Genomic DNA, 18,583 nt, shown 5'->3' with positions numbered 1-18,583 from the left:
TCCTAAAGTTACTTTAGTTTAATCGAAACAGCATAAAACGGGTATAGAGTTCGCCATAACCCGATCGGTTTGCGGGTCTACCTGATCCAAATGCGTCACCAGTTTCAACAATTGAACGAACTCCGATCGAGATATCAGATCCAAATGTAACTAAATCCATCAACGTAGATTCAGCATTTGTAATTGCGTCAGTAGTTAAATTTCTTCCTGCGTATCCAGACATTGATCTTGATGAAATTAAATCTCCGTTCGATTCATTTTGCAGAATTAGTTTATATCCTGAAGTGTAGACATGCGTTGCGTTTACAATCACAAGATATGTCCCTGCTTTAACTCTAGCTACTCCTCCTGAAAGACTAACGATATCGCCTGAATTGACAAGTGTTGCATTCAATCCGCGCAGGTTCGATCCTGCGTTTAATGCCCTTGCAACTCCTGGGTTGTAACGTTCTTCTAAAATGCTTGCACGATTTAACAAACTAAGACCATTACCAGGACTTGCCGCAATAATCGATCGAACGGTGCGAGTATTTGGGATACTTGATGAATTATCGTTTGCGGATAAATCAGCGGTACTTAATCCTCCTGCAAAAACTTGTAAAAAGTCAAATGTATTTTGTGTGTCTTTCCGGGCGTAAGGTGTGAGATTTGGCGTTGAAACATTCGCTAAAATATTTGCCCGTAGTTCGTTTAAGTTCTTTCTTGATGCTGGCGTAGTGGCTAATGCTTCGAACGACGCTTGATCATAAGTTACAGCGGTTGTGGTGGTTCCCGCTCCGACTAATGAACTTGATACAACTTGCCAACTTGCAGCAGCATTAATCACACCGTCTTGATAATTTCCGGGATCGGTTCGATTAGCCGCAACTAACGGATCAATATTTGTTCCTTGTGTGTCTTTGATCCACTTATAAAAACGTTCGCCTCTAAACGTTAATTCGTTTTTACTAAACGCTGTTGTAGCATTCCACGGCTTTTGTGTAAATCCGGGAATACGTACCGAAAGTTTATCAATGTAAGGCGATCGAGTTAGTAGATCAGTAATGGATTGGATGCTAGTGTCTAGTAAGTCGTTTGTTTGAAACGATTGTAATAAACTATCCAATGTTTGAGGAGTAACGTTTGGAATCACAGCATCGAATCGATCGACAAATGTGAAATTAGGCGCAGTACCAGATTCTAAAACAAACGTGTAGGCTATGCCTGTATCCTGCGTAGAATCGATTACAAACGACGCATTACCCGACGCAATCGTTACAGATGGAAACGCGATCCCACCTTGAACAATTCGATTATCAGCATTCTTGAACGATTCTTTAGGCGTAAACGTCAATCGTCCTGACGTAATATTTGCCCACGATCCAGACATGTTTACTTTAATACTTGGCATAATTCTAAAGTTACTTTAGTTTTGATATTCGATAACAGGAATACTTGGAAATCCGAAATTAGTAATAATGAATTCAGTTAAAGCGCGTTCAGTTGTTCCGGGTTGATAAGACCCTGGAATTACGATTTTATAATCATAGATTCCTGTTCCGATCCGTTCTGGCAACAAAGACACACCCACGATTAAACCTGACATCGGAACAACCCTTGCAAGTAATTCAAAATGAGAAAAGAGTAATTTTACAGTAGAGACAAACAGACGCTTAGAAAATATTTCATTCGCATCTCTAAGTAATAATCTTTTTGTTTGAGTATCCCAGTCTGGGTTCCAAAGGATGCGCCAAGGATTAATCGGAAGCGTTGCGATAAAGTCTAAGGTGGCTTCATCGCATTGCATTGGATCAGATATTTTACTATAGTTATTCCAATATTCATTAAATCGCTCTGATTGTGTTTCAAATGTGGATAAAATTGCGATTAATAAAGTGCTACTTTCTCCGTACTTAAGCGAAGCTGGTAAATGTTTAATTGGCATAGGTTATAGTAGTTCCTGACGGTTCTAAAGTAACTTTAATGATGTTTATTTTTCCGGGCGTTGTTCGATCGGTTCCGGGTGCAACCCTAGGTAACGGTAAGTTTCTTGCTTGCTGTGTGTCTCCCACGAATCCGATCGTAGCAATTGGTTCTAACGCCCCTGCAAGTTTAGCGATGTGGATAATTTCATAGAGTTCGATCGATTGCTGCTGAGATGTAAATTCCAAAGTAAAGCGCAATCGTAATCTTGAATTAATATCAGCAGCAAGCGAAGTAGAGTTAATGTTTGAAGGCGCTTTAACCGATAGTGAAATATTGATCAGCGGCAAGTTTAGCGAATTAAAATACAACCTTCCTTGCACTAGCGGGGATCTTGGTGCGATGCTTTCAGAAAGGTTTCTGATTTGCGCCGAATTAAGCGATGTTCCGTCTGCATTCAATGCGAATATCAACATTGATGCAACTTGTTTTGTAGATCCATCTGCGGCTAAATCAGGCACAGCAATTGCTGTTGATCCAAGCCCTAAAAGTTCTTTTGTTGCTTGTTCAAATTCACTTGATTGAACTAAACTAAACTGATTTTCTAAAAATTTGGCAATCACACCAGAAATACGATCGAAATAAGCTTCGGGTTGCTCTAAATCTGTACCACCCTGCGAAGGTTCATCAATCCAAACTGAATCGATCCCTGGAATAGTTTGAATGATTAACGCTTGCTGAATCGGTTGATTACCTAAAGTTCCAACATCGATCGAACTTGCATCAATTCTACACAATGGGTAATTTGTTGGATCGGTTGTATCGACGTTTTTAGGAATTATTAAATCGTTGTTTGTCTCGAAAATGGCAACATCGCCAACAGACAAACCAAATCGAGTTCCCCGCAGAATTATAAAATCTGAATCAAAAACATTCTCTAAAACAAACCTGACGCTAACTTGAGCTTTAGTCCCTTTCGATCTAGAAAAGCCTAGCGACTCCACCAATTGAGATGCCAAAAACGGTAGAGATTGCTCTTGATTTTTATAAACGTCTTGAAGTGTTAACGCTTGATATTCAGCAATCACTCTTAAAATACTTGATGAACTAAAATCAGTCAATCGACCTTTACTTAAAACAGAAACGTCATTTTGAAACTGCGCTAAGTATTCATCGGTTGTTAATTTTAAATCATCAGGAAGTTCAAACATATTTCTAAAGTAACTTTACTCGAATATCAAAATCTAAATTACCAGAGTTGTAGGTATTCATCACATCAACTACATACTCAAATCGTGGGTCTTCACACCATCGTTTTAGATCGCTCTTTAGTCCGATCGCTTCTAATTCCGCTAAAATATTATCTGGCATAAACGGGGAAAGAGTATTCCCGTATTCCGGGATCATTTCGCGTTCGTTTAGTTGAATCGAGACAAACAACCTCGCACGAGAAACAGCAACATCGTAGAGTGTTTGATCAAGTTTTAGATCGCCCGTTGCGGTTGATTCTAAAGGGAACATTAAGCTACTCATTAGGCAAATATCCTAAAGTTACTTTAGCGCGTTCGAACCGTACACTCATTGATAAATCAAATTCAGGAGTCACTGAAATCATTACAGCGTTAAACGCTGGTTTTTCTCCGATCTTGATTGCCAGTTCGGGAGGCGTGAGTTTGGCAGTCGGTTTGCATAAAGTTCGAAGTTTATCGATCGTTGTTTGTGTGTCTTTTCCGTTTAAGAAAACGATAAGTGATTGCACTGGGTAATCTGATTTTTGCCAGTATCTTAGATTTGTGACTCTTCCCGGAATATCAGCATTACTATATGTTGCGTTAATCGATCCAATCGTGACGTTTGGATCGATGTATTGAAGATTTATTCTTTCTTTTGTCGATAAGTTTAAAATGTATAGATCCATTCTTGAACGGATAACGGTACAAAAAAGCGAGTAATAGAAAAATTAGCACAAAGGTCATAGCACAACTTAGGTAGATTTTCTCAAAGTTTAGCAAAAACTTCAAGCGTTAGTAAAATGCACCAAGATAAATTTAAGGTCTTAATTTTGGCTCTACAAGACACACCACTAGCCAAACGATAAAAGACACACACAAGTAATTGAAATGAGTTGTAACGGTATTGTCGCTTGTCTGGTGTGTCTTTTGACAGCGAACGCGATCGGGCGTATGATTCGATCGTCATGCTTCATTACACAAAAAGCCCCTGTAAGTTCCGAACCTTACAGGGGTTTTCTTTGGTATGTTTAATTAATCGTCTTCATCACGTTCGATTTTTTCGTTTTGCTGCGGTTCAATTCCCGATCTTATCAACGGCTTCATCACAAGATTCCAGAAGGTTGCGAACACAATTAAACCAATAACTACACGTAACCACAACCGATCGTTAATAAATTTAATCATGTCATTTGCATCTCCCGATAACGTTGAATCGACTCTTTCAAAATATCAATCGTTCTAATCTGATGATCGATAAATTTTTCGTAGACTTTTGCCCGCTCTTTATAAAATCCGTTTTCAGGATTCTTCTCAGCTAGCATCAAAAACGTGTTTAACATGTTCTGAAACAGTAACAACCGATCGTAACATTCTTGCAATTTTTTATCTAAACGTGACATTTGACTACCTTTGATTGCTTGTTTGTTAGAGAGAACGTAATGCGATGTTGAGCGATTTTTCGTATTGATAGTTTCGATCGGTTCTCAACATCATTTCAACATAAAACGGATCGTGTGGGTTCTTTTCTGCAAGACTTCGAAACTTTTCAAAAAGTTCCTCAAACGCTTTTAATCTCGCGTCTGAATCGGTCAAACGTGTTGCTGTTGTGGGTGTCATGGTTCTAAAGTTACTTTAGAGAAACGGTGAATATCGAATTGTTGACATCGAGAGCATAACGTATCCGTCAGGGATACCGTAACCTGTCTGAATATGCGTTACAAGTCGTTTGATAAACTTGCCTGAGTATTGTTCGGTTTTTGGATCGTAATCTCGCAGGATGAGAATATCACCAACCGCAAAATCACGATCGTTCTTTCTGAACTCTGCCATCTTAACGCCATATTCAACGGCTTGAAACGCTTCGGGATGCGTCTTGAGTTCGTGTGTCTTTTGGGTTGCTGGTTTGTTCATGTTATTTGCTTGGGCAGTAATCGGACTTTGCAGCTTCGTAAATGGCGATGTTACCAGCTTCGAAGGTGCGATAGAACAAACGATCGTTAGAAAGATCGGCTGTCAAAGCAGCATCACGCAAATTGCCTTCCGATGCTGATTCGTAATCGGAATCGCAGAAAAGATCCATTTTTTCGATAATGCGCCGATCGGTTAGAATTGCACCCGTAGCAGAAAATAGAGCGTTTCGATCAGGCAACCAAGTAGGGTTCGTCTTGTCAAAGTTTGCAACCGCTTTTTCGATCGCCCGTCTTTCAACTGCGGTCAGTTTTGGTTGCTCTGTCTCTACCGCTTGTGTTGATTCAGAACGATTAGCCGCAACAAACGGATTGAGCATTAATATTGCAGCAATACCACCTAAAACAACCTTTTGACGACGTGAGAGAGATTTGATGTAGCTTTTGACTTCAGCGAATTTCATGATGTGTTTGCTTCCCTTTCGACTCCTTTAATATAACTATCTAGTTCAGAAGTGTCAAGTGAACAAATGTAAAGATTCTGTGGGTCTTTGTCTAAAGTAACTTTAGATCTCGCTTGCCAGTTGGAAATCTACGAGAGTTGAGAGACGATCGATTACCATATCAGCGATAGTAGCCTCGTCTTGGTTGGAATTTGCAACGATGTTGATTGCACCTTGAGCGATCGTGATTGATTTGTTTGTTCCGGGTGTGCCTGCGAATTTAGGGAGACTTACAAAGTTCATTAACTGCTGTATATCCTTAAATATGTATTCAGATGAGTTAGCAATTACTAGCCCCGAACCGCTTGGTTTATTGGCAACTTCTGACTTTATCGCTTGATGGAGTGGCATCAATCCATCGAACGCACTAGGGATATAGCCTGAAGACGCACCTAATCCTAAGAAGCGTTTAGTACCGTCGATTAAACCGCCAAAGAAATTACTACCACGTTCAATCTGTCTGTCTCCGTATTCGCTAACTCCTCCTTTAGGTCCAACACCTACGATAACTTCCCCAGGTTTGGCAAGCGTTTCATCAATTGCTTGAAGTACTTTCCCGATCGGAGAATTATAAACATCGTCTACCATATCGTTAAACGATTTGAAAAGATTATTGACCATTTCTAAAAAGTCATTAAAACTTTTCACGCCATCGCGTATGTCTCTCATAAAATCGTAATCAGGAAAAATGTCATCTAGCATTCTACCAGTTTGCGACAAAAATCCGTCAGGTCCAAAAATTAGATTGGCGCTTCGAGTAAGTTCAGTGAAGACCGATTGTTCACCATCTGTCTTTAAATCTAAATCTCTTGAGATTGAAAAAGTTCCTTCGGGTCCAAAAAGACTATTGAAGTAAACTTTTTGAACACCCTCAAAACTTGTTTTTAATTCGGCTTTTGTATCAGCAGAATAAAGAGTATTCGCTGATTCTTCAAAAAGCTTTAATGTCTCTGCACGAGTCGAATCGTTAATCTCTGTGATCCCTGCTGCTTTAAGCTTTTCAAGGAAAAATTTGTTAATTCCTAAATCGTTTAAGATGTCTCTTCCTTGAAGTTGCTTAACGCTTTGAGTTCCTGCTGTAATATCCGTTAAAACGTTTTGTAATTCGCCCGGATCTTTACCTCTAGCCGCTGATAATGCAGCAAGGCTAGTTCCGATATCAGCGGCACGTTTCACAGAAACCGATCGCGCTTCTCCGGTCTCAGCACCAACTTTTAAGTAATCATCTAAAACCGCCGAAGAAATTCGACCGGATTGATTAACATCAACCAAGCCCTCAGATTTAAGATTTAATTCTCTTTTCAATTCATCAGTTAACTTTCGTGCGTCTTTTCGTTCAACACCCGGCAAAACCGCTTGAATCGAAGTAGTTAACAACACATTATCTTGCTGTCGTTTTGACGCTTGATCTAACTGTCTCGAAAACTCTTCAGATGCTTTTCCCGCCAATGCAAAAGCCGCAATCAAGCCTACACCGATCGCGCCCGCTAACATTCCCGCGCTACTGGTTAAAGCGCCCATACCGCTAGACAACTCGCTACCAGCGTTCGAAAACATTCCCAATCCCTGAGAAAGTTTCCCGACCATTGGAACATTTTCACCTAAGATCCCATAAAGTCTATTCCATCCTGTAGCATTATTCTCTAACCGTTCAACTTCTTTGATCTCCATTCGTTCTCTAGATAGAGACGATCGATTCTTGGCAGAAGTGAGCGATTCCTGATATTTTAACGATTGTAATTGCTGGCGATTTTGAAGCGCTTTTAGTTGCTCCTCTCCCCTTGCAATCGCTAACGGAGACGCACCAGCATCCTTACGCGCTTGCAACGATTGTTCGGCTAAAGTGATTCTAGCAGCAAGTGAACGCGCCTTTTCAATTTGACTAATCTGAATATCGGCAATTCTCGCGTCAGCACGTCTTGACTGCTCTTTTAAGGCATCTGCTTTAAGGTTTTCGCTTAGTTCTGTGTAATTGTCTTGGCGGTTGTTTGTGGGTCTTCTGAATGGGATCGTGTTCGATCGGTTCTGAGACCCACCAAATGAAGTATTGCCAACATTAGCGCTAGACTTTGCAAAACCTTTTAACTGATTTTCGACATCGTTGATCTCAGTTTTTAACTGACGTATCTTCGATACTGCTGAAAACGTTTGAGCATCGAAGATTAAAGTTAAGCGCTCTTGTTTAGGCATTTTCTAAAGTTACTTTAGTAGTTCTTTTGCTGCGATTTCTAACATTGCGTTCATCGATGGACCTGACATCGTATCAAACGGAAGCAAAGGAAGTTCCAAATAGTCTTGCAATAACCCTGCATTCCCTGCGATCGTTTCAATGACACTAGTTCGATTGTGTGTAACTTTGTGGGTCTGTTTAGTTGCGCCTGTCAGTTCGCGTTTCTTTCTTCCTGGGAACTTTCGAGATTTCCACGATTGATATTGCTCCGACAAATTTCTTAACGGAGTTTGGTCGGGTGCAAGTTCATTATCAATATCATCGTTAAACCGTTCGATTCGATATTGCTGCCACTTTTGAGTAATCGGTTCAACGTTACTTACACGATCGCTTAATCGATCGATAAACCCACTTGATTGTAATCGCCCGTTTATCATGCTTTTGTGATATTAAAGTTTCTATTCGATCGATCCAAAGACGAACCGTTTAACACAAATGCTAGAAATTGTCTATTGCATTCGTTACATTCGATTACAACTGTGTCTCTAGAATTTTTTGCAGGTTCCTGATAATCTGCAACCCAACACTTTTTAGAACATCCTAAAAAGTAGTATTGATTATGTCTAGCTAATTTTGATTTCACTTTTTTCGCGCTTCTTCAATCGCTTTGCGTTCCAATTTCTTAACCTCTTGAAACGCTTGCCACGTTTCCATAAAATCACTTAACTGTAACCCTTGTAGGTCTGGGAACGGAAATGGCATCGTCAACCCGTTCATGATGCAGATCATCATTTTGATCTCCTTCTTCGATCGTGGGAGTTTCTTGTGATCGAAAAAATGTAGTCAGTGCCCGATCCACTGCTACGATGTATTTATGTTCGTCTTTTCGAGACAGTAAATCTTCTGCGGAAATACTACCCTCACCATTCCAACCGATTAAACAATCAGCTAATGCTTTACATTTAAAAACTGAAGGTAATTCACCTGGGTTTTTCGTCTTGACACTCGCAATATGATCGAGAAATTCTAAGATCGTAAATGGACGCAGAACGCACATAAAAGTATCATCCCAAATTTGATACTCTAATGTTTTCTCGGTTAGCGTCAATTGAGGAATATCTAAACGTTGCTTGTCAGCGACTTTCGAAACTTGAGAAATCAGCGCATGATTTTTGCGATTTGACAGAAGCGCTAAAGGATCTAACTTGCCTTCTCCGTTCCAATCTTCTAAGCAATAAGCAACCTCTGAAGCATAAATCATGCTTTCTGTGTCGCTTTCATCTCGCTCAATGTCTAACCATTCTAAAGGAGTTAAATTACGAATTTTAATAACTTCACCTGTCTTAAATCTAATAGTCTTAATCGCAGTCATAACATTATCCTAAAGTAACTTTAGACTATTCTATTATTATTATTTGATGCATTCAAGGATCAAAAAAATAGGGCATAAAATGCCCTATATCTTCTTCAGGTTCCCCACAAAATCATTTTCCGAATTCAACTTGAGTTCGTGAATTATTAGTAACTTCAATGTCAATTTCAATCATGTTCGCAGTGGTTTGATCAGAGTCGTTATCAAATCCAGGGAAAATCGGTTGTCTACTGATAGACGCTTGTGTAAACGTGTAATAAGTCGATTGAATAAACGCAGTACAAGCAACAGCACCCGCTTTAGCATCTGCGGTTTTAAGCCATGCCTGAATCTTCTTCTGAGCTGCTACTGTGTTAGGAGTTCGCAAGGTCAATGTGTCGTAAGTCGGTTTTCCCGAAAGACGCACAGGTTTTCCGGTATCGGCTGAAATAATTTCTTGTCCGAAAGTGTTACTTTGATCTAACTTCGTAGCAGAAGTGAAGTTAAGATCTAAACCTTTCAGTCTAGCTTTCCCTTCATTACTTGAAATGATCGTTGTATCGTTGTATTGAATCGTCATAGTGTGTCTTTTCTAAAGTAACTTTAGAGTTAAAAGATTAGCTTTTCTTTACGAAATTGAGTGAAATCTTTTCTCTCGTTTGCACAAGATACATTTCGATCGTCAGTGCTAAATTTCCATCAGGAGTACGGAGCGGTAGTACTGTATAAGGTTCGTCTTGTGTGTTGTCCCCTTTAATTGGAGGAGTCGAAAACGCACCTTCAAACGCTAATGTATCCATCAAAACACGAGTTGCCAGAATAACATCTGCATTTACAATTTGCTCTTGCAATCCTACAACGGGAACTGCGTTGCGATTAGCAATCGTTGAAATGTCAGAAGGTAGAAAGAGAAACTTTTCCAGAACTGAACTTGCTCTAAAGAAAATGTTATTCGCTGTGTAGCGCGTGTTTTGATAATACCAAGCAAGATCAGTAGAAAGTGTTCTAGCTCCACATAACAAATAAGAGCTGTTTGTGATTCCGTCACCATTAAGATAAATACAATTAATCCCGCTGTTAACGAGTTCTGTGTATTCATCAATTCCGATTTCCCACTTTGGAATAAAACCCGGATCAACACTTTTGAACGGGATCGGTTCTTGATAAGCAGCAGGTGAAAAATAACCACGCTTTGTCCGATTCAAATACATCAATCTTGCAGCAGCTACAGCACTTGCAGGAATTTGATTATTATTAGAATCACGTCCGTATCCAAAGTAGCAACTAGAATGTCCTTGCGGAGAACTTAAACTAGCTCTTTCAGCACTCGCTTTAGTTTTATCATTTGCCAACAATGAAAGGTTATGGTAATATTCCCAATTTAAAAGCGAATTAGAAACTAAGTTTTGAAAAGCTTGAAACACTGTAACAATATCAGCAGCTACAGTTAAAGTGCCTAGCTCAGGACATAAAATTACACCAGCAGGTAAACGAATATTTTTTGCTAACAGCAAGACACCTGCTAACAAATGATCTTTCAATGTCGGAGAAGCATTAGTAGAGAAACCATTTACAAAATAAATTGTAACCGCTGTAGACGCTTCGATGGTTCTAATAAAATTGTAAGATGGAGCGGATAAAGACCCACTACCCACGATCGTATTAAAATCATTAACCGTAGGGATCGGTTTAATTTCATTAGGTCCAATGGTTCCCGTCCCTTTTGTACCCACAATGTAAATCGTAGAAAGCTTCTGAGTAGTCGTAGTGTCAGAAGATTGAACAGTCGAATTAATAGTTACAAATGGATGCATAAGACAAACCTAAAGTTACTTTACTGTTTTGTGAAAATAGCAAAATCTTGTGTAGATTCAGCTTGTCTAAATGCAATTTGAACAAGCTTTAAAGGAACATCTGAAGCTGATTTTAATGGAGTTAAAGTTTTAATGTTGCTTAACACATTGGCATAACCTGAAGCTGAATAAATCCAAGATCCGTTTGCTTTGTTTCGAGTTGCGTTCCCCGAATCTTGAGGAACAAACGGAAAAATTTCGGCAAAAGGTTGATAACCTGCCAACACATCATCAAGAATTTGCTCTAACAAATCGAGTGCCTTTTGATGATTTTTGAGTGTCAACAACTCCACTCGAATCTCGAAAAAGTAACGTTTCCAATACAGAACATGTCCGGTTTGTGCGTCTGTTGTATATTGGATTCTTTCGGTTCGTTGATGACCTAAAATGATTTGATTTAATCGTGCTGTAGAGTTTTCAGTTGAAAATGCATCTGCCCATGTAATCACTTTCAAAACGTCGTTTAAACGTCGTTCGACCTCATAAGCAAGTTGATTTTCATACTCTACAATAATGCTCACAAAAATCTTTCCCGTTCTGAATAATTATCTCGATTTGGATTCAACGCCCCGAACCTCGGTACATAAGCCCTCATCCTTCCTGTATGCATAGTTCCTGAAAAACGGCTGTTTGTTTCTCCTGCAACTTCTGTATTTTTCGGAACAATCACTTTTCCATCAGAACCGATTAGTGCGTCTTTTCCCGATCCGATTCGTTCCAACCGTTCAATAACATCTTCGTAGTCTCGAATTACCGCTTCTGATTTTTCATAACTATGAAGAATTTTTCGAGTGATCGCAACAGACGCCCAAACTAAAAACGGAGGAGTGGGAGAAATAGGGGTTACAAATCGATTACCTAGAATCGTGTTTATTTCCCCATCCGCTTTATCAATTCCTTTTTTAAGTCGATCGCGCAGTGCCGATAATTCAAAATCATCAAGCGAAGCTAATTCAGCGGATTCCGTTTCAGTATATTGTTCTTCGAAATCTTCAGGCGTTGAATATGGCATTACTCAGTAGGCGGTTCTTCGATTGACGACTCTAGCGGCACTTTGTTAGGATCAGGTTCGATCGGTTCGTCTTCTGAGGGTTCCTCTAATTCGGGATCTGCATGATGTGCAATTCGCAAAACGTAAGGTTCAAGAGGAAACTTGATTGCTTTCTTTTCTGGTAAAGCTGTGACTTTGCCCCAATCGATGCTATCAAGAGCGATCGGAGCAATCAGCATTAACCAGTTTCGAATGTCGCTTAAAGGAACATTCTCAATCTTCGATGAAGTTCCAATTAATTCAGCAGTGTACATTGTGCGTCTTTCCTAAAGTTACTTTAGATTACTTCCAACGTCTTGCAGCAAGTTTGCGGCTATCAAATACGGTTGGAATTCCCGCGCCAACACCCGCTAAACGTTCGATTCGAGGCGCGTCGTCAATGTCTTTTGCACCAACATAGATCCCTTTTTCAAACATCTTCTCAGGAGTCGGAACAAACGATCGTTCAGCCATTCCGGGTTCGCCAAAGAAGTAGAAGTTATCCGAGAGAAAATACTTGTCAGTAACGACACCCGCTTCATTTTCTTCTGAATACATCGCATCAAGTAATTTAACTTCAGCCCCGCGCAATCTTTGAGAAATCAAATCAGTTACTTGTTCGTCTTCTACATAAACAGCGTTCAAACTAGCTGTATCTGTTGACGCGATCGAATATCCGTTTCGTTGCGATAGTGCCAAACGGGTCGAAGTCTGTGCCGCAATATCTCGAATGTTCGTCCAACGTAAATAAATACGCGATGGAAAAACACCGAAATTGTTATAGTACGCCATTGCGTGAGCGTCTAACTGTGCAAGGCTATTTGCAGCGGGATTATTTACTTGTGTTCCTGCTACAGGTGCGTCTGTGAATAGTAGTTGGTTCGGACCTGTTGCGATCGTATCAGGATATGCCAATTGAAAACGAACCCCTGTTAATGGATCAACAAAGTTACATGAACCTGTTGTCAAAACGTCCATTAACAGCACAGTCATTTTCTCAACAATCGCAGGGGCAAGGTCTTCAGCAAGTCCTAAAAACACCCCTTCAAATGCATCAACTAACTCAGCCGATTCAGCACGTCTAATCGCATCTTCAAGACGCTTGAATGCCTTGAAATCATTATTTTTGAAAACGTACTGTTTACCAAATCGTGCTTCAGTTAAAGCCTCTTCAGAAATCTGAATCCGCGCTCTACCTGTTGGCAACTCTTGTTCATCAGAGACCAACGATGCAATTGTCGGTTTGGACTTGCTGAATTTCATAATCAGCAGCATCACATCAACATAATCGACGATCGGAGCAAGATCGGCAAAAACTGAAGTGTCGCTTTCTAACAATCGAAAAAACGACAAATCAACAATTTTTTGAACTTTGTGAGTATTTCGAGAATACCAATCAATGATAGCAGCCATAGAAAAACAACCTTATAAAGTAACTTTAGAACTAAGCAAAGTTTACGCTATTTCGCATTAGCGTAATTTCAGGGAAAAGGTTTTGGATAAAGCTATCCCACATAGGGAGACGCATACCATAGACTGTGGCTGATGTATAAGCCGCTACATCGTTTGGATTATCCCCTAGATCGTTCAGACTCAGAATCATTCCAACGATCGCACTAGGATTATTGGCATCAGTTCCTAAAACGATGTCACGAACGCTAAGAGCGCTTGCAGATGCCGCGCTAAGCGTAATCGTATTAGCAGCAGTATCGAGCGATTGAACCGTTCCTAAGGCGGTTGTAGCTCCAAAGTTCGCAGGGGTTCCTTGTGGCGTTGCGGCAACTCTTGAAACAACTTCCCCGATCTTGTAAACACTTGCATCTCTAACGCTAATAACAGTAGCCCCTACCGCTGCTGCTGCAATCGCACGAGATCCCGGAAAAATACGACCATAACCGCTTGGCAAAACCGAAAGCAGATATCCAGGTTTGACTACTTTTGTGCCCGCAGGGTTCGCTTGCAAATAGCTGAGATCAAGCGTTAATCCTCTGGGGGAACGTAAACCGCGATCGGTTGCCAATACTTGGGGATAGTCAAAGTTATCAAAGCTTGTTTTGCCCTGATACATGTTGTTAGGCATTGTTCATTCCTTCTCTAAAGTTACTTTAATGACGTGCGTCTTATCGTTTGTACTTGCTACGCTTTGCCATGTATTCTTCGGCTTCTTTTTCTTGCTGCTGACGATCGCTTAGGTTTTCTTGAGACGTTTCAGAGACGGTCTTTTTAACCGTTACGTCTTTGTTTTCAAGCATCGTTCGATCGGCAGAATCAGAAACACGATCAACTGGCTTTTTCAAAGATGCGCGACGCAACGCCCGATCGACCGTTTTCAATTCAATTTGTACGTCTTCTTTCGACAGAGCAGACAAACGATCGATGTCTGCTTTCGGATCTTCAGAGAAGTCAAGTTCAAACTCTTCCTGAGAAAGTTTGTTATCGACCGCATAAAGCGATAGCGCGGTACATCGAAGTTTCCAATACTCACACTGAGCATTTGCTAAAGTAACTTTAGATTCCGCCTCAGTTGCTAGCTTTTCAGCAGTTGAAAGCTTGATTTTCAAATCGCGGTTTTCGTCAGCTAATTGAACGGTGCGATCGTTATTTTGATCAGTCATTTGTTCAGATTCCTGTAGTGTTGGTGTGTCTTCTTCTAGCCATTCATAGCCAGTTTCAGAAGACAGTTGAATTAAAGTCGTAGGGATATTAGACGCTTTTTCTTTATGTTTCTTTCCCGCTCCAATTATAGCGGGCGTACTTACGGACGAGACCGCTAGCAATTGCCATTTCTTTGCTAGTAAATGAGCGGGTTCTAAAAGCTTTTTCCGTCTGTAACCGTCTACGTCTTCAGTTTCTTCGTACTTGGCTTTTGATAGCACTTGAATCTCTGTAACGTTCGCTTCCATCGAAACGCCCGGAATCACTTTACGTTGAACGTCATTCCAATACTCTTCAGCATTTTTATTTCCGCCAATGACATGAAGTGTATGAAGTTCACCCGATTCAAGTTTGGCTTCTCTAACTTGTCCTAATGTTTTCGGACTATCAAACATTGATGTGTGACCATCCAAAAACATCACTTGCCCCGCAGACACACGAGACAAATCGACATCTCCTTCAGCGTGAGAAAATGTCAAAAAGTATTTTTCGCCTTTGAACCAATCGTAACGAACGATCTTCTGTTCTTTACAGGCGATAAATTCAATTTCTCTAGCTTCTAATTCGACTCTAGGCGGACTCATCTCTGAATCCAAACTAACAAAAATAGGTTCTACCGCAATGGCAGTCATAAGGTCTAAAGTAACTTTTCGTTATCCTAAATTTTACGACCTCTAGAACCTCTATTCAAGCCTCAATTAACTACACACAAAATATTAAGGGTTTATCGTTTGCTCCTCTACATTTTCGTTGTGAACTTCTTTCTTGCTTCCCATTCCTTGAACGGCAACACCACAAGCCCCACCAAAAAGACCTACAGCCGCAGTAACTACTTTATCCTTAAATTCTTCTGATGCTGGTGCGAACAAACACGCTATTACCAAAATTCCGCCGATCGTCGTTAAATACAACGGCATTACCGCTTGAAGTGTTTCAGTCTTCATTGTGGGTCTTCTCCTGTAATTTGTTTTTCATCCAATGGCTCAATCCCTAAATACGATCGAAGTCTGTTAACAACTGTTGGATCAGTTGCAACAAAAACACCTTTAGCAAAACCGTCTAAAGTTACTTTAGCTAACTCTAAAATATTTCGATCCCTGCGTTTAATTTCGAATGTCCCGTAGCTCGATTGAACTCCGAAATTGTACTCAATAAGCGGTCTAATTAGTTGCTCAATAATCTCATTCATTAAAAAATTCAGCGAACTTAAAATCAACTCTTCAAAAATCTCTAAATGCATATCACCAAGTGAAGAATCACCCAAACCTGAAAGTGAAGTTGTCCCTAAAAGTGTCGGAACAAAAAACGATTTCATTCGCATTTCTTCGCAGTATTTGATAATTTCTTTAAGTAAATCGTTATTAACTTTCAATTCGATTGCATAGATTTCATCGTCAGGATCGATCGCTGTTACGCCCGCAATTCCTAATGATTCCAATTGCTGTATTGCATCCCAACCTTTCGACACTAGAACAGGTTCGCCAACATCATCTAAAACAGGTTGCCCCGTTGAAGGATTAATTAAAAGTACTTCATCGTTTGTCTCTGTCTTCTTAACTAAAATGGGTGTGGCTTGTCTCTGCCCTGCGATTGCAAGCACTGTCATCATTAATTGATGCAATTCCCAGTAAGGATATGCCGCCTCACATCTTGCCGATCCGTGAATTGAATCAAAACTTAAATCAGTTCCCGCTACAATATGAATCCCGCTATCGTAATCAACTAGATAATCTTTTGGGGACGCATAAACTAACACCGAATCGATCGTTTTATCTCCCTGAAATTCGTAGGCAGTGGGATCAAGTGTGTAAATCTCAGTAATACGTTTACGATTAAATTGTGTGTCTTCTACGGCTACTTGAGACCAGCTATAACCGTACCATTGAGCAGAGTTCACCCGCTTCAAAACTTCGATCCAACTACCCTTAGAATTAATAATCTGCTCACGAATATCTTTTGTGATTCTTCCCCGTGAATGCGAATAGTCACCTAATGCATTGAACATATAAAGATTGATCAATTCAACACAAAAACGTGTTACAGGATCGCTCCTTAGCATGTCTTTGTAAGCACGAATCTTTTCCCGATGTGAATTCGTAGAAAGACGCACTGAGCTAATGTATCGCCCTACTAACTGCTGCGCTTTTGGTGCTAGAATCGTGTTTACAAATTTCATAAAATTCCTAAAGTTACTTTAGAATCGAGTTCGCTTACTGAAAAATGTCTGTTGTTTGAACTGCGCTTTTTGACCTGGTAAAGCTAGTTTTTGACCGACCACTGACGACTTACCGATCGGTTTGTGTGTCCCTTTATAAAGTGATTCTGCGGCATGTGCGAACATCATCGCGAAAAAGAAATCGTCATCATGATCGGCAGGTCTTTCTAATTTCCCTGTATCAGAATTTCGCTTTACTGAGGTGATATGTTTTTGAAACTTTCGGTGAAGCTCACACGCAATTCGATAATTATTTTCGACAAAGTTGGCAATCACTAAATCTTTGAATGTGTTGGAATTAATCGCATAAGCAGGGATTTCAATTGCCCCGTGCTTGACCGTAATTTCTTTATAACTTACGTCGATCGTTCGTTGATCCGCTAGTGCCAAAATACCATCATTCGCTTGCACAATTTCATAAGCGCTCAATCTGTCAGGTTCATTATCCATAAACCCTTTAGTGACTTCGAAGCGCTTAATCAAATCATTGATTTCATATTGAGCAACAGTGTCAGCATGAATGATATTTGCAGCATCGCCATCACATTCTAAAATGACAGCGTAGTGTGTGTCTCTGCCTTGGTCAATTCCTAAAAACCGTTGTGGTTTAGAAGTGCCACTAAACACCCAAGGATCAAGACTAATAACACGTTCGAAATCATAAGGAGACACACCAGAATTGTCACTAACTGATGCATAACCTAATTTATTTTGTTGATAAATACTAGGATTAACCGGATTTAACCCGTCTCGAATTAATTGCCAAACTCGCATAGGATCACTAGGAATACGTAATAAAGGACTTAAATAAATCGCTACAGGTTCGATCTGTACAATATCATCAGGAATACTATCGAGATATTCATCAACTGATTCTAAAGTAACTTTAGATCGTAAATCACAATTAATAATTTCATGATTAGTAACGGGATAACCGCAGTGAACGCAAGCGATAAACGCGCTTTCAGGTCTTCCCGGTTCTCTAGCATGATAATCAATGATTTCACCACGGGCGTTAAAGTACTTTGGTGCGTTTGTCTTTGAATCGACGATCGGCTTTAGTAACGCTCCTTTCGGTTCTAACCATGTAACCTGCTTACACTTTCTGCAATGCACTGCGGGACAAAACACATGTTTAGCCTCTAACATACTACGCTCAATTCCAACCCCTGCCCCAGGAGTTCCTAACTCTCGGATCGGTTTCGAAAGCAATCGAGACGCACCTAATCGAGGCGTAACATCAACGGTTGCCTTATGACTCGATTTTTCTTCTAAATATAACTTAGATGCTTGGAACGATGCTTGCTCTTTTCCCTCCGATGCTCCTCCTGATTTTTCAGTAGAGTCTGAATTAGCATAGGAAAAGTTAGCAATCGCATTCCCGATCATAAACCTAGAAACAGCATCGCGATCGATTTCTAAAGTTACTTTAGCCGCCTTTACCCAATGATGAACCATTCGTTGAAATTGGCTAGGCTGTTGGTTGTTCATGCTGGTACGCGATGCATAGAACCAACCGATATCAAGCTGACCTGTGATTAATGTATCGATCGCATCAAGATAATTTACAAGCGATTTAGAAACCTGAGACGCACCTGTTGTAATAACATATGCAATACGATTGTCAGCCGTTAGCCTAATCTGCTGTCTAAACCATTTCGTGTCATCTAGTGGGTCTCCTTTTTCCGTTCGCCCATATAACATAATACGATCGACAGCATCGATCGCGTGTTGGCGTTTAATCGACATTGAAACGAAGTCAGCA

Annotated in this window: 24 protein-coding genes; all 24 read right to left on the bottom strand. The window is 40.3% G+C overall.

The genetic code is table 11. The features are described from left to right. Nucleotides 1-13 precede the first annotated feature (13 nt). The 24 genes from ACRC32_RS21930 to ACRC32_RS21815 all read right to left on the bottom strand — a co-directional run bounded on the left by ACRC32_RS21930 (nucleotide 14) and on the right by ACRC32_RS21815 (nucleotide 18,567). On the bottom strand, nucleotides 14-1,390 hold the full coding sequence (locus ACRC32_RS21930) for a hypothetical protein (protein WP_438555961.1): 1,377 nt from the start codon (nucleotides 1,388-1,390) through the stop codon (nucleotides 14-16). 15 nt (nucleotides 1,391-1,405) lie between these two features. After that, entirely contained in the window at nucleotides 1,406-1,924 is a 519-nt protein-coding gene (locus ACRC32_RS21925) for a hypothetical protein (protein WP_438555960.1), read from the bottom strand. Beyond that, on the bottom strand, nucleotides 1,914-3,113 hold the full coding sequence (locus tag ACRC32_RS21920) for a baseplate J/gp47 family protein (RefSeq protein WP_438555959.1): 1,200 nt from the start codon (nucleotides 3,111-3,113) through the stop codon (nucleotides 1,914-1,916). Before ACRC32_RS21920 ends, ACRC32_RS21925 begins: the two co-directional genes overlap by 11 nt. Before the next feature lie 4 nt (nucleotides 3,114-3,117). Further along, nucleotides 3,118-3,435 carry a hypothetical protein gene (locus ACRC32_RS21915; RefSeq protein WP_438555958.1) on the bottom strand — a complete coding sequence of 106 codons (318 nt, stop codon included), beginning with the start codon at nucleotides 3,433-3,435 and terminating at the stop codon, nucleotides 3,118-3,120. Beyond that, entirely contained in the window at nucleotides 3,428-3,820 is a 393-nt protein-coding gene (locus tag ACRC32_RS21910) for a hypothetical protein (protein WP_438555957.1), read from the bottom strand. Before ACRC32_RS21910 ends, ACRC32_RS21915 begins: the two co-directional genes overlap by 8 nt. A 346-nt stretch (nucleotides 3,821-4,166) precedes the next feature. Continuing rightward, the gene (locus ACRC32_RS21905) at nucleotides 4,167-4,319 is read right to left on the bottom strand and encodes a hypothetical protein (RefSeq protein ID WP_438555956.1); all 153 of its coding nucleotides are present in this window, start codon (nucleotides 4,317-4,319) and stop codon (nucleotides 4,167-4,169) included. After that, nucleotides 4,316-4,534, bottom strand: a complete 219-nt coding sequence (locus ACRC32_RS21900) for a hypothetical protein (protein WP_438555955.1) — start codon at nucleotides 4,532-4,534, stop codon at nucleotides 4,316-4,318. Before ACRC32_RS21900 ends, ACRC32_RS21905 begins: the two co-directional genes overlap by 4 nt. Before the next feature lie 25 nt (nucleotides 4,535-4,559). Beyond that, nucleotides 4,560-4,751: a hypothetical protein gene (locus ACRC32_RS21895; protein ID WP_438555954.1), complete on the bottom strand. Its 192-nt coding sequence runs from the start codon at nucleotides 4,749-4,751 to the stop codon at nucleotides 4,560-4,562. Between the two features lie 15 nt (nucleotides 4,752-4,766). Beyond that, on the bottom strand, nucleotides 4,767-5,045 hold the full coding sequence (locus ACRC32_RS21890) for an ASCH/PUA domain-containing protein (RefSeq protein WP_438555953.1): 279 nt from the start codon (nucleotides 5,043-5,045) through the stop codon (nucleotides 4,767-4,769). A gap of 1 nt (nucleotide 5,046) precedes the next feature. Continuing rightward, a complete protein-coding gene (locus ACRC32_RS21885; protein WP_438555952.1) occupies nucleotides 5,047-5,505 on the bottom strand; it encodes a hypothetical protein in 459 nt (152 codons plus the stop codon). Between the two features lie 102 nt (nucleotides 5,506-5,607). Further along, a complete protein-coding gene (locus ACRC32_RS21880) occupies nucleotides 5,608-7,734 on the bottom strand; it encodes a hypothetical protein (protein ID WP_438555951.1) in 2,127 nt (708 codons plus the stop codon). Nucleotides 7,735-7,743: 9 nt separating this feature from the next. Beyond that, nucleotides 7,744-8,151 (bottom strand): hypothetical protein, encoded by a 408-nt coding sequence (locus ACRC32_RS21875; protein WP_438555950.1) that lies wholly within the window; start codon nucleotides 8,149-8,151, stop codon nucleotides 7,744-7,746. A 281-nt stretch (nucleotides 8,152-8,432) separates the two neighbouring features. Beyond that, complete coding sequence (locus ACRC32_RS21870; protein ID WP_438555949.1) at nucleotides 8,433-9,086, bottom strand: hypothetical protein; 654 nt, start codon at nucleotides 9,084-9,086, stop codon at nucleotides 8,433-8,435. A 112-nt stretch (nucleotides 9,087-9,198) separates the two neighbouring features. Beyond that, complete coding sequence (locus ACRC32_RS21865; RefSeq protein ID WP_438555948.1) at nucleotides 9,199-9,645, bottom strand: hypothetical protein; 447 nt, start codon at nucleotides 9,643-9,645, stop codon at nucleotides 9,199-9,201. 37 nt (nucleotides 9,646-9,682) lie between these two features. Next, nucleotides 9,683-10,879: a hypothetical protein gene (locus ACRC32_RS21860; protein WP_438555947.1), complete on the bottom strand. Its 1,197-nt coding sequence runs from the start codon at nucleotides 10,877-10,879 to the stop codon at nucleotides 9,683-9,685. Between the two features lie 20 nt (nucleotides 10,880-10,899). Beyond that, nucleotides 10,900-11,439, bottom strand: a complete 540-nt coding sequence (locus ACRC32_RS21855) for a hypothetical protein (protein WP_438555946.1) — start codon at nucleotides 11,437-11,439, stop codon at nucleotides 10,900-10,902. After that, entirely contained in the window at nucleotides 11,436-11,930 is a 495-nt protein-coding gene (locus ACRC32_RS21850) for a phage protein Gp36 family protein (protein ID WP_438555945.1), read from the bottom strand. Before ACRC32_RS21850 ends, ACRC32_RS21855 begins: the two co-directional genes overlap by 4 nt. Further along, entirely contained in the window at nucleotides 11,930-12,223 is a 294-nt protein-coding gene (locus tag ACRC32_RS21845) for a hypothetical protein (RefSeq protein ID WP_438555944.1), read from the bottom strand. Before ACRC32_RS21845 ends, ACRC32_RS21850 begins: the two co-directional genes overlap by 1 nt. 28 nt (nucleotides 12,224-12,251) lie before the next feature. After that, complete coding sequence (locus ACRC32_RS21840) at nucleotides 12,252-13,361, bottom strand: hypothetical protein (RefSeq protein WP_438555943.1); 1,110 nt, start codon at nucleotides 13,359-13,361, stop codon at nucleotides 12,252-12,254. A 31-nt stretch (nucleotides 13,362-13,392) separates the two neighbouring features. Further along, a complete protein-coding gene (locus ACRC32_RS21835) occupies nucleotides 13,393-14,028 on the bottom strand; it encodes a hypothetical protein (RefSeq protein WP_438555942.1) in 636 nt (211 codons plus the stop codon). A 40-nt stretch (nucleotides 14,029-14,068) separates the two neighbouring features. Then, a complete protein-coding gene (locus tag ACRC32_RS21830; RefSeq protein ID WP_438555941.1) occupies nucleotides 14,069-15,235 on the bottom strand; it encodes a hypothetical protein in 1,167 nt (388 codons plus the stop codon). Nucleotides 15,236-15,319: 84 nt separating this feature from the next. Next, nucleotides 15,320-15,547 (bottom strand): hypothetical protein, encoded by a 228-nt coding sequence (locus ACRC32_RS21825; protein ID WP_438555940.1) that lies wholly within the window; start codon nucleotides 15,545-15,547, stop codon nucleotides 15,320-15,322. Then, nucleotides 15,544-16,779, bottom strand: coding sequence for a phage portal protein family protein (locus ACRC32_RS21820; protein ID WP_438555939.1), 1,236 nt, complete (start codon nucleotides 16,777-16,779; stop codon nucleotides 15,544-15,546). The genes ACRC32_RS21825 and ACRC32_RS21820 overlap by 4 nt, the downstream gene beginning before the upstream one ends. A gap of 18 nt (nucleotides 16,780-16,797) precedes the next feature. Then, nucleotides 16,798-18,567, bottom strand: coding sequence for a hypothetical protein (locus tag ACRC32_RS21815; RefSeq protein WP_438555938.1), 1,770 nt, complete (start codon nucleotides 18,565-18,567; stop codon nucleotides 16,798-16,800). Nucleotides 18,568-18,583 lie beyond the last annotated feature (16 nt).

Origin of the sequence: Chroococcidiopsis sp., from assembly GCF_051657925.1 — a bacterium.
GTDB lineage: Bacteria > Cyanobacteriota > Cyanobacteriia > Cyanobacteriales > Chroococcidiopsidaceae > Chroococcidiopsis.
Note: the sequence above shows the minus strand (reverse complement) of the source record. Positions and strands in the feature narration are given on the sequence as shown.

Excerpts from the sequence above, each read along its gene's own strand:
- ACRC32_RS21875 (WP_438555950.1), bottom strand. The coding sequence starts at position 8,151 with ATGATAAACGGGCGATTACAATCAAGTGGGTTTATCGATCGATTAAGC.
- ACRC32_RS21815 (WP_438555938.1), bottom strand. The coding sequence starts at position 18,567 with ATGTCGATTAAACGCCAACACGCGATCGATGCTGTCGATCGTATTATG.
- ACRC32_RS21865 (WP_438555948.1), bottom strand. The coding sequence starts at position 9,645 with ATGACGATTCAATACAACGATACAACGATCATTTCAAGTAATGAAGGG.
- ACRC32_RS21915 (WP_438555958.1), bottom strand. The coding sequence starts at position 3,435 with ATGAGTAGCTTAATGTTCCCTTTAGAATCAACCGCAACGGGCGATCTA.
- ACRC32_RS21890 (WP_438555953.1), bottom strand. The coding sequence starts at position 5,045 with ATGAACAAACCAGCAACCCAAAAGACACACGAACTCAAGACGCATCCC.
- ACRC32_RS21925 (WP_438555960.1), bottom strand. The coding sequence starts at position 1,924 with ATGCCAATTAAACATTTACCAGCTTCGCTTAAGTACGGAGAAAGTAGC.
- ACRC32_RS21830 (WP_438555941.1), bottom strand. The coding sequence starts at position 15,235 with ATGACTGCCATTGCGGTAGAACCTATTTTTGTTAGTTTGGATTCAGAG.
- ACRC32_RS21910 (WP_438555957.1), bottom strand. The coding sequence starts at position 3,820 with ATGGATCTATACATTTTAAACTTATCGACAAAAGAAAGAATAAATCTT.
- ACRC32_RS21880 (WP_438555951.1), bottom strand. The coding sequence starts at position 7,734 with ATGCCTAAACAAGAGCGCTTAACTTTAATCTTCGATGCTCAAACGTTT.
- ACRC32_RS21840 (WP_438555943.1), bottom strand. The coding sequence starts at position 13,361 with ATGGCTGCTATCATTGATTGGTATTCTCGAAATACTCACAAAGTTCAA.
- ACRC32_RS21835 (WP_438555942.1), bottom strand. The coding sequence starts at position 14,028 with ATGCCTAACAACATGTATCAGGGCAAAACAAGCTTTGATAACTTTGAC.
- ACRC32_RS21905 (WP_438555956.1), bottom strand. The coding sequence starts at position 4,319 with ATGATTAAATTTATTAACGATCGGTTGTGGTTACGTGTAGTTATTGGT.
- ACRC32_RS21895 (WP_438555954.1), bottom strand. The coding sequence starts at position 4,751 with ATGACACCCACAACAGCAACACGTTTGACCGATTCAGACGCGAGATTA.
- ACRC32_RS21820 (WP_438555939.1), bottom strand. The coding sequence starts at position 16,779 with ATGAAATTTGTAAACACGATTCTAGCACCAAAAGCGCAGCAGTTAGTA.
- ACRC32_RS21885 (WP_438555952.1), bottom strand. The coding sequence starts at position 5,505 with ATGAAATTCGCTGAAGTCAAAAGCTACATCAAATCTCTCTCACGTCGT.
- ACRC32_RS21930 (WP_438555961.1), bottom strand. The coding sequence starts at position 1,390 with ATGCCAAGTATTAAAGTAAACATGTCTGGATCGTGGGCAAATATTACG.
- ACRC32_RS21860 (WP_438555947.1), bottom strand. The coding sequence starts at position 10,879 with ATGCATCCATTTGTAACTATTAATTCGACTGTTCAATCTTCTGACACT.
- ACRC32_RS21920 (WP_438555959.1), bottom strand. The coding sequence starts at position 3,113 with ATGTTTGAACTTCCTGATGATTTAAAATTAACAACCGATGAATACTTA.
- ACRC32_RS21850 (WP_438555945.1), bottom strand. The coding sequence starts at position 11,930 with ATGCCATATTCAACGCCTGAAGATTTCGAAGAACAATATACTGAAACG.
- ACRC32_RS21825 (WP_438555940.1), bottom strand. The coding sequence starts at position 15,547 with ATGAAGACTGAAACACTTCAAGCGGTAATGCCGTTGTATTTAACGACG.
- ACRC32_RS21900 (WP_438555955.1), bottom strand. The coding sequence starts at position 4,534 with ATGTCACGTTTAGATAAAAAATTGCAAGAATGTTACGATCGGTTGTTA.
- ACRC32_RS21870 (WP_438555949.1), bottom strand. The coding sequence starts at position 9,086 with ATGACTGCGATTAAGACTATTAGATTTAAGACAGGTGAAGTTATTAAA.
- ACRC32_RS21845 (WP_438555944.1), bottom strand. The coding sequence starts at position 12,223 with ATGTACACTGCTGAATTAATTGGAACTTCATCGAAGATTGAGAATGTT.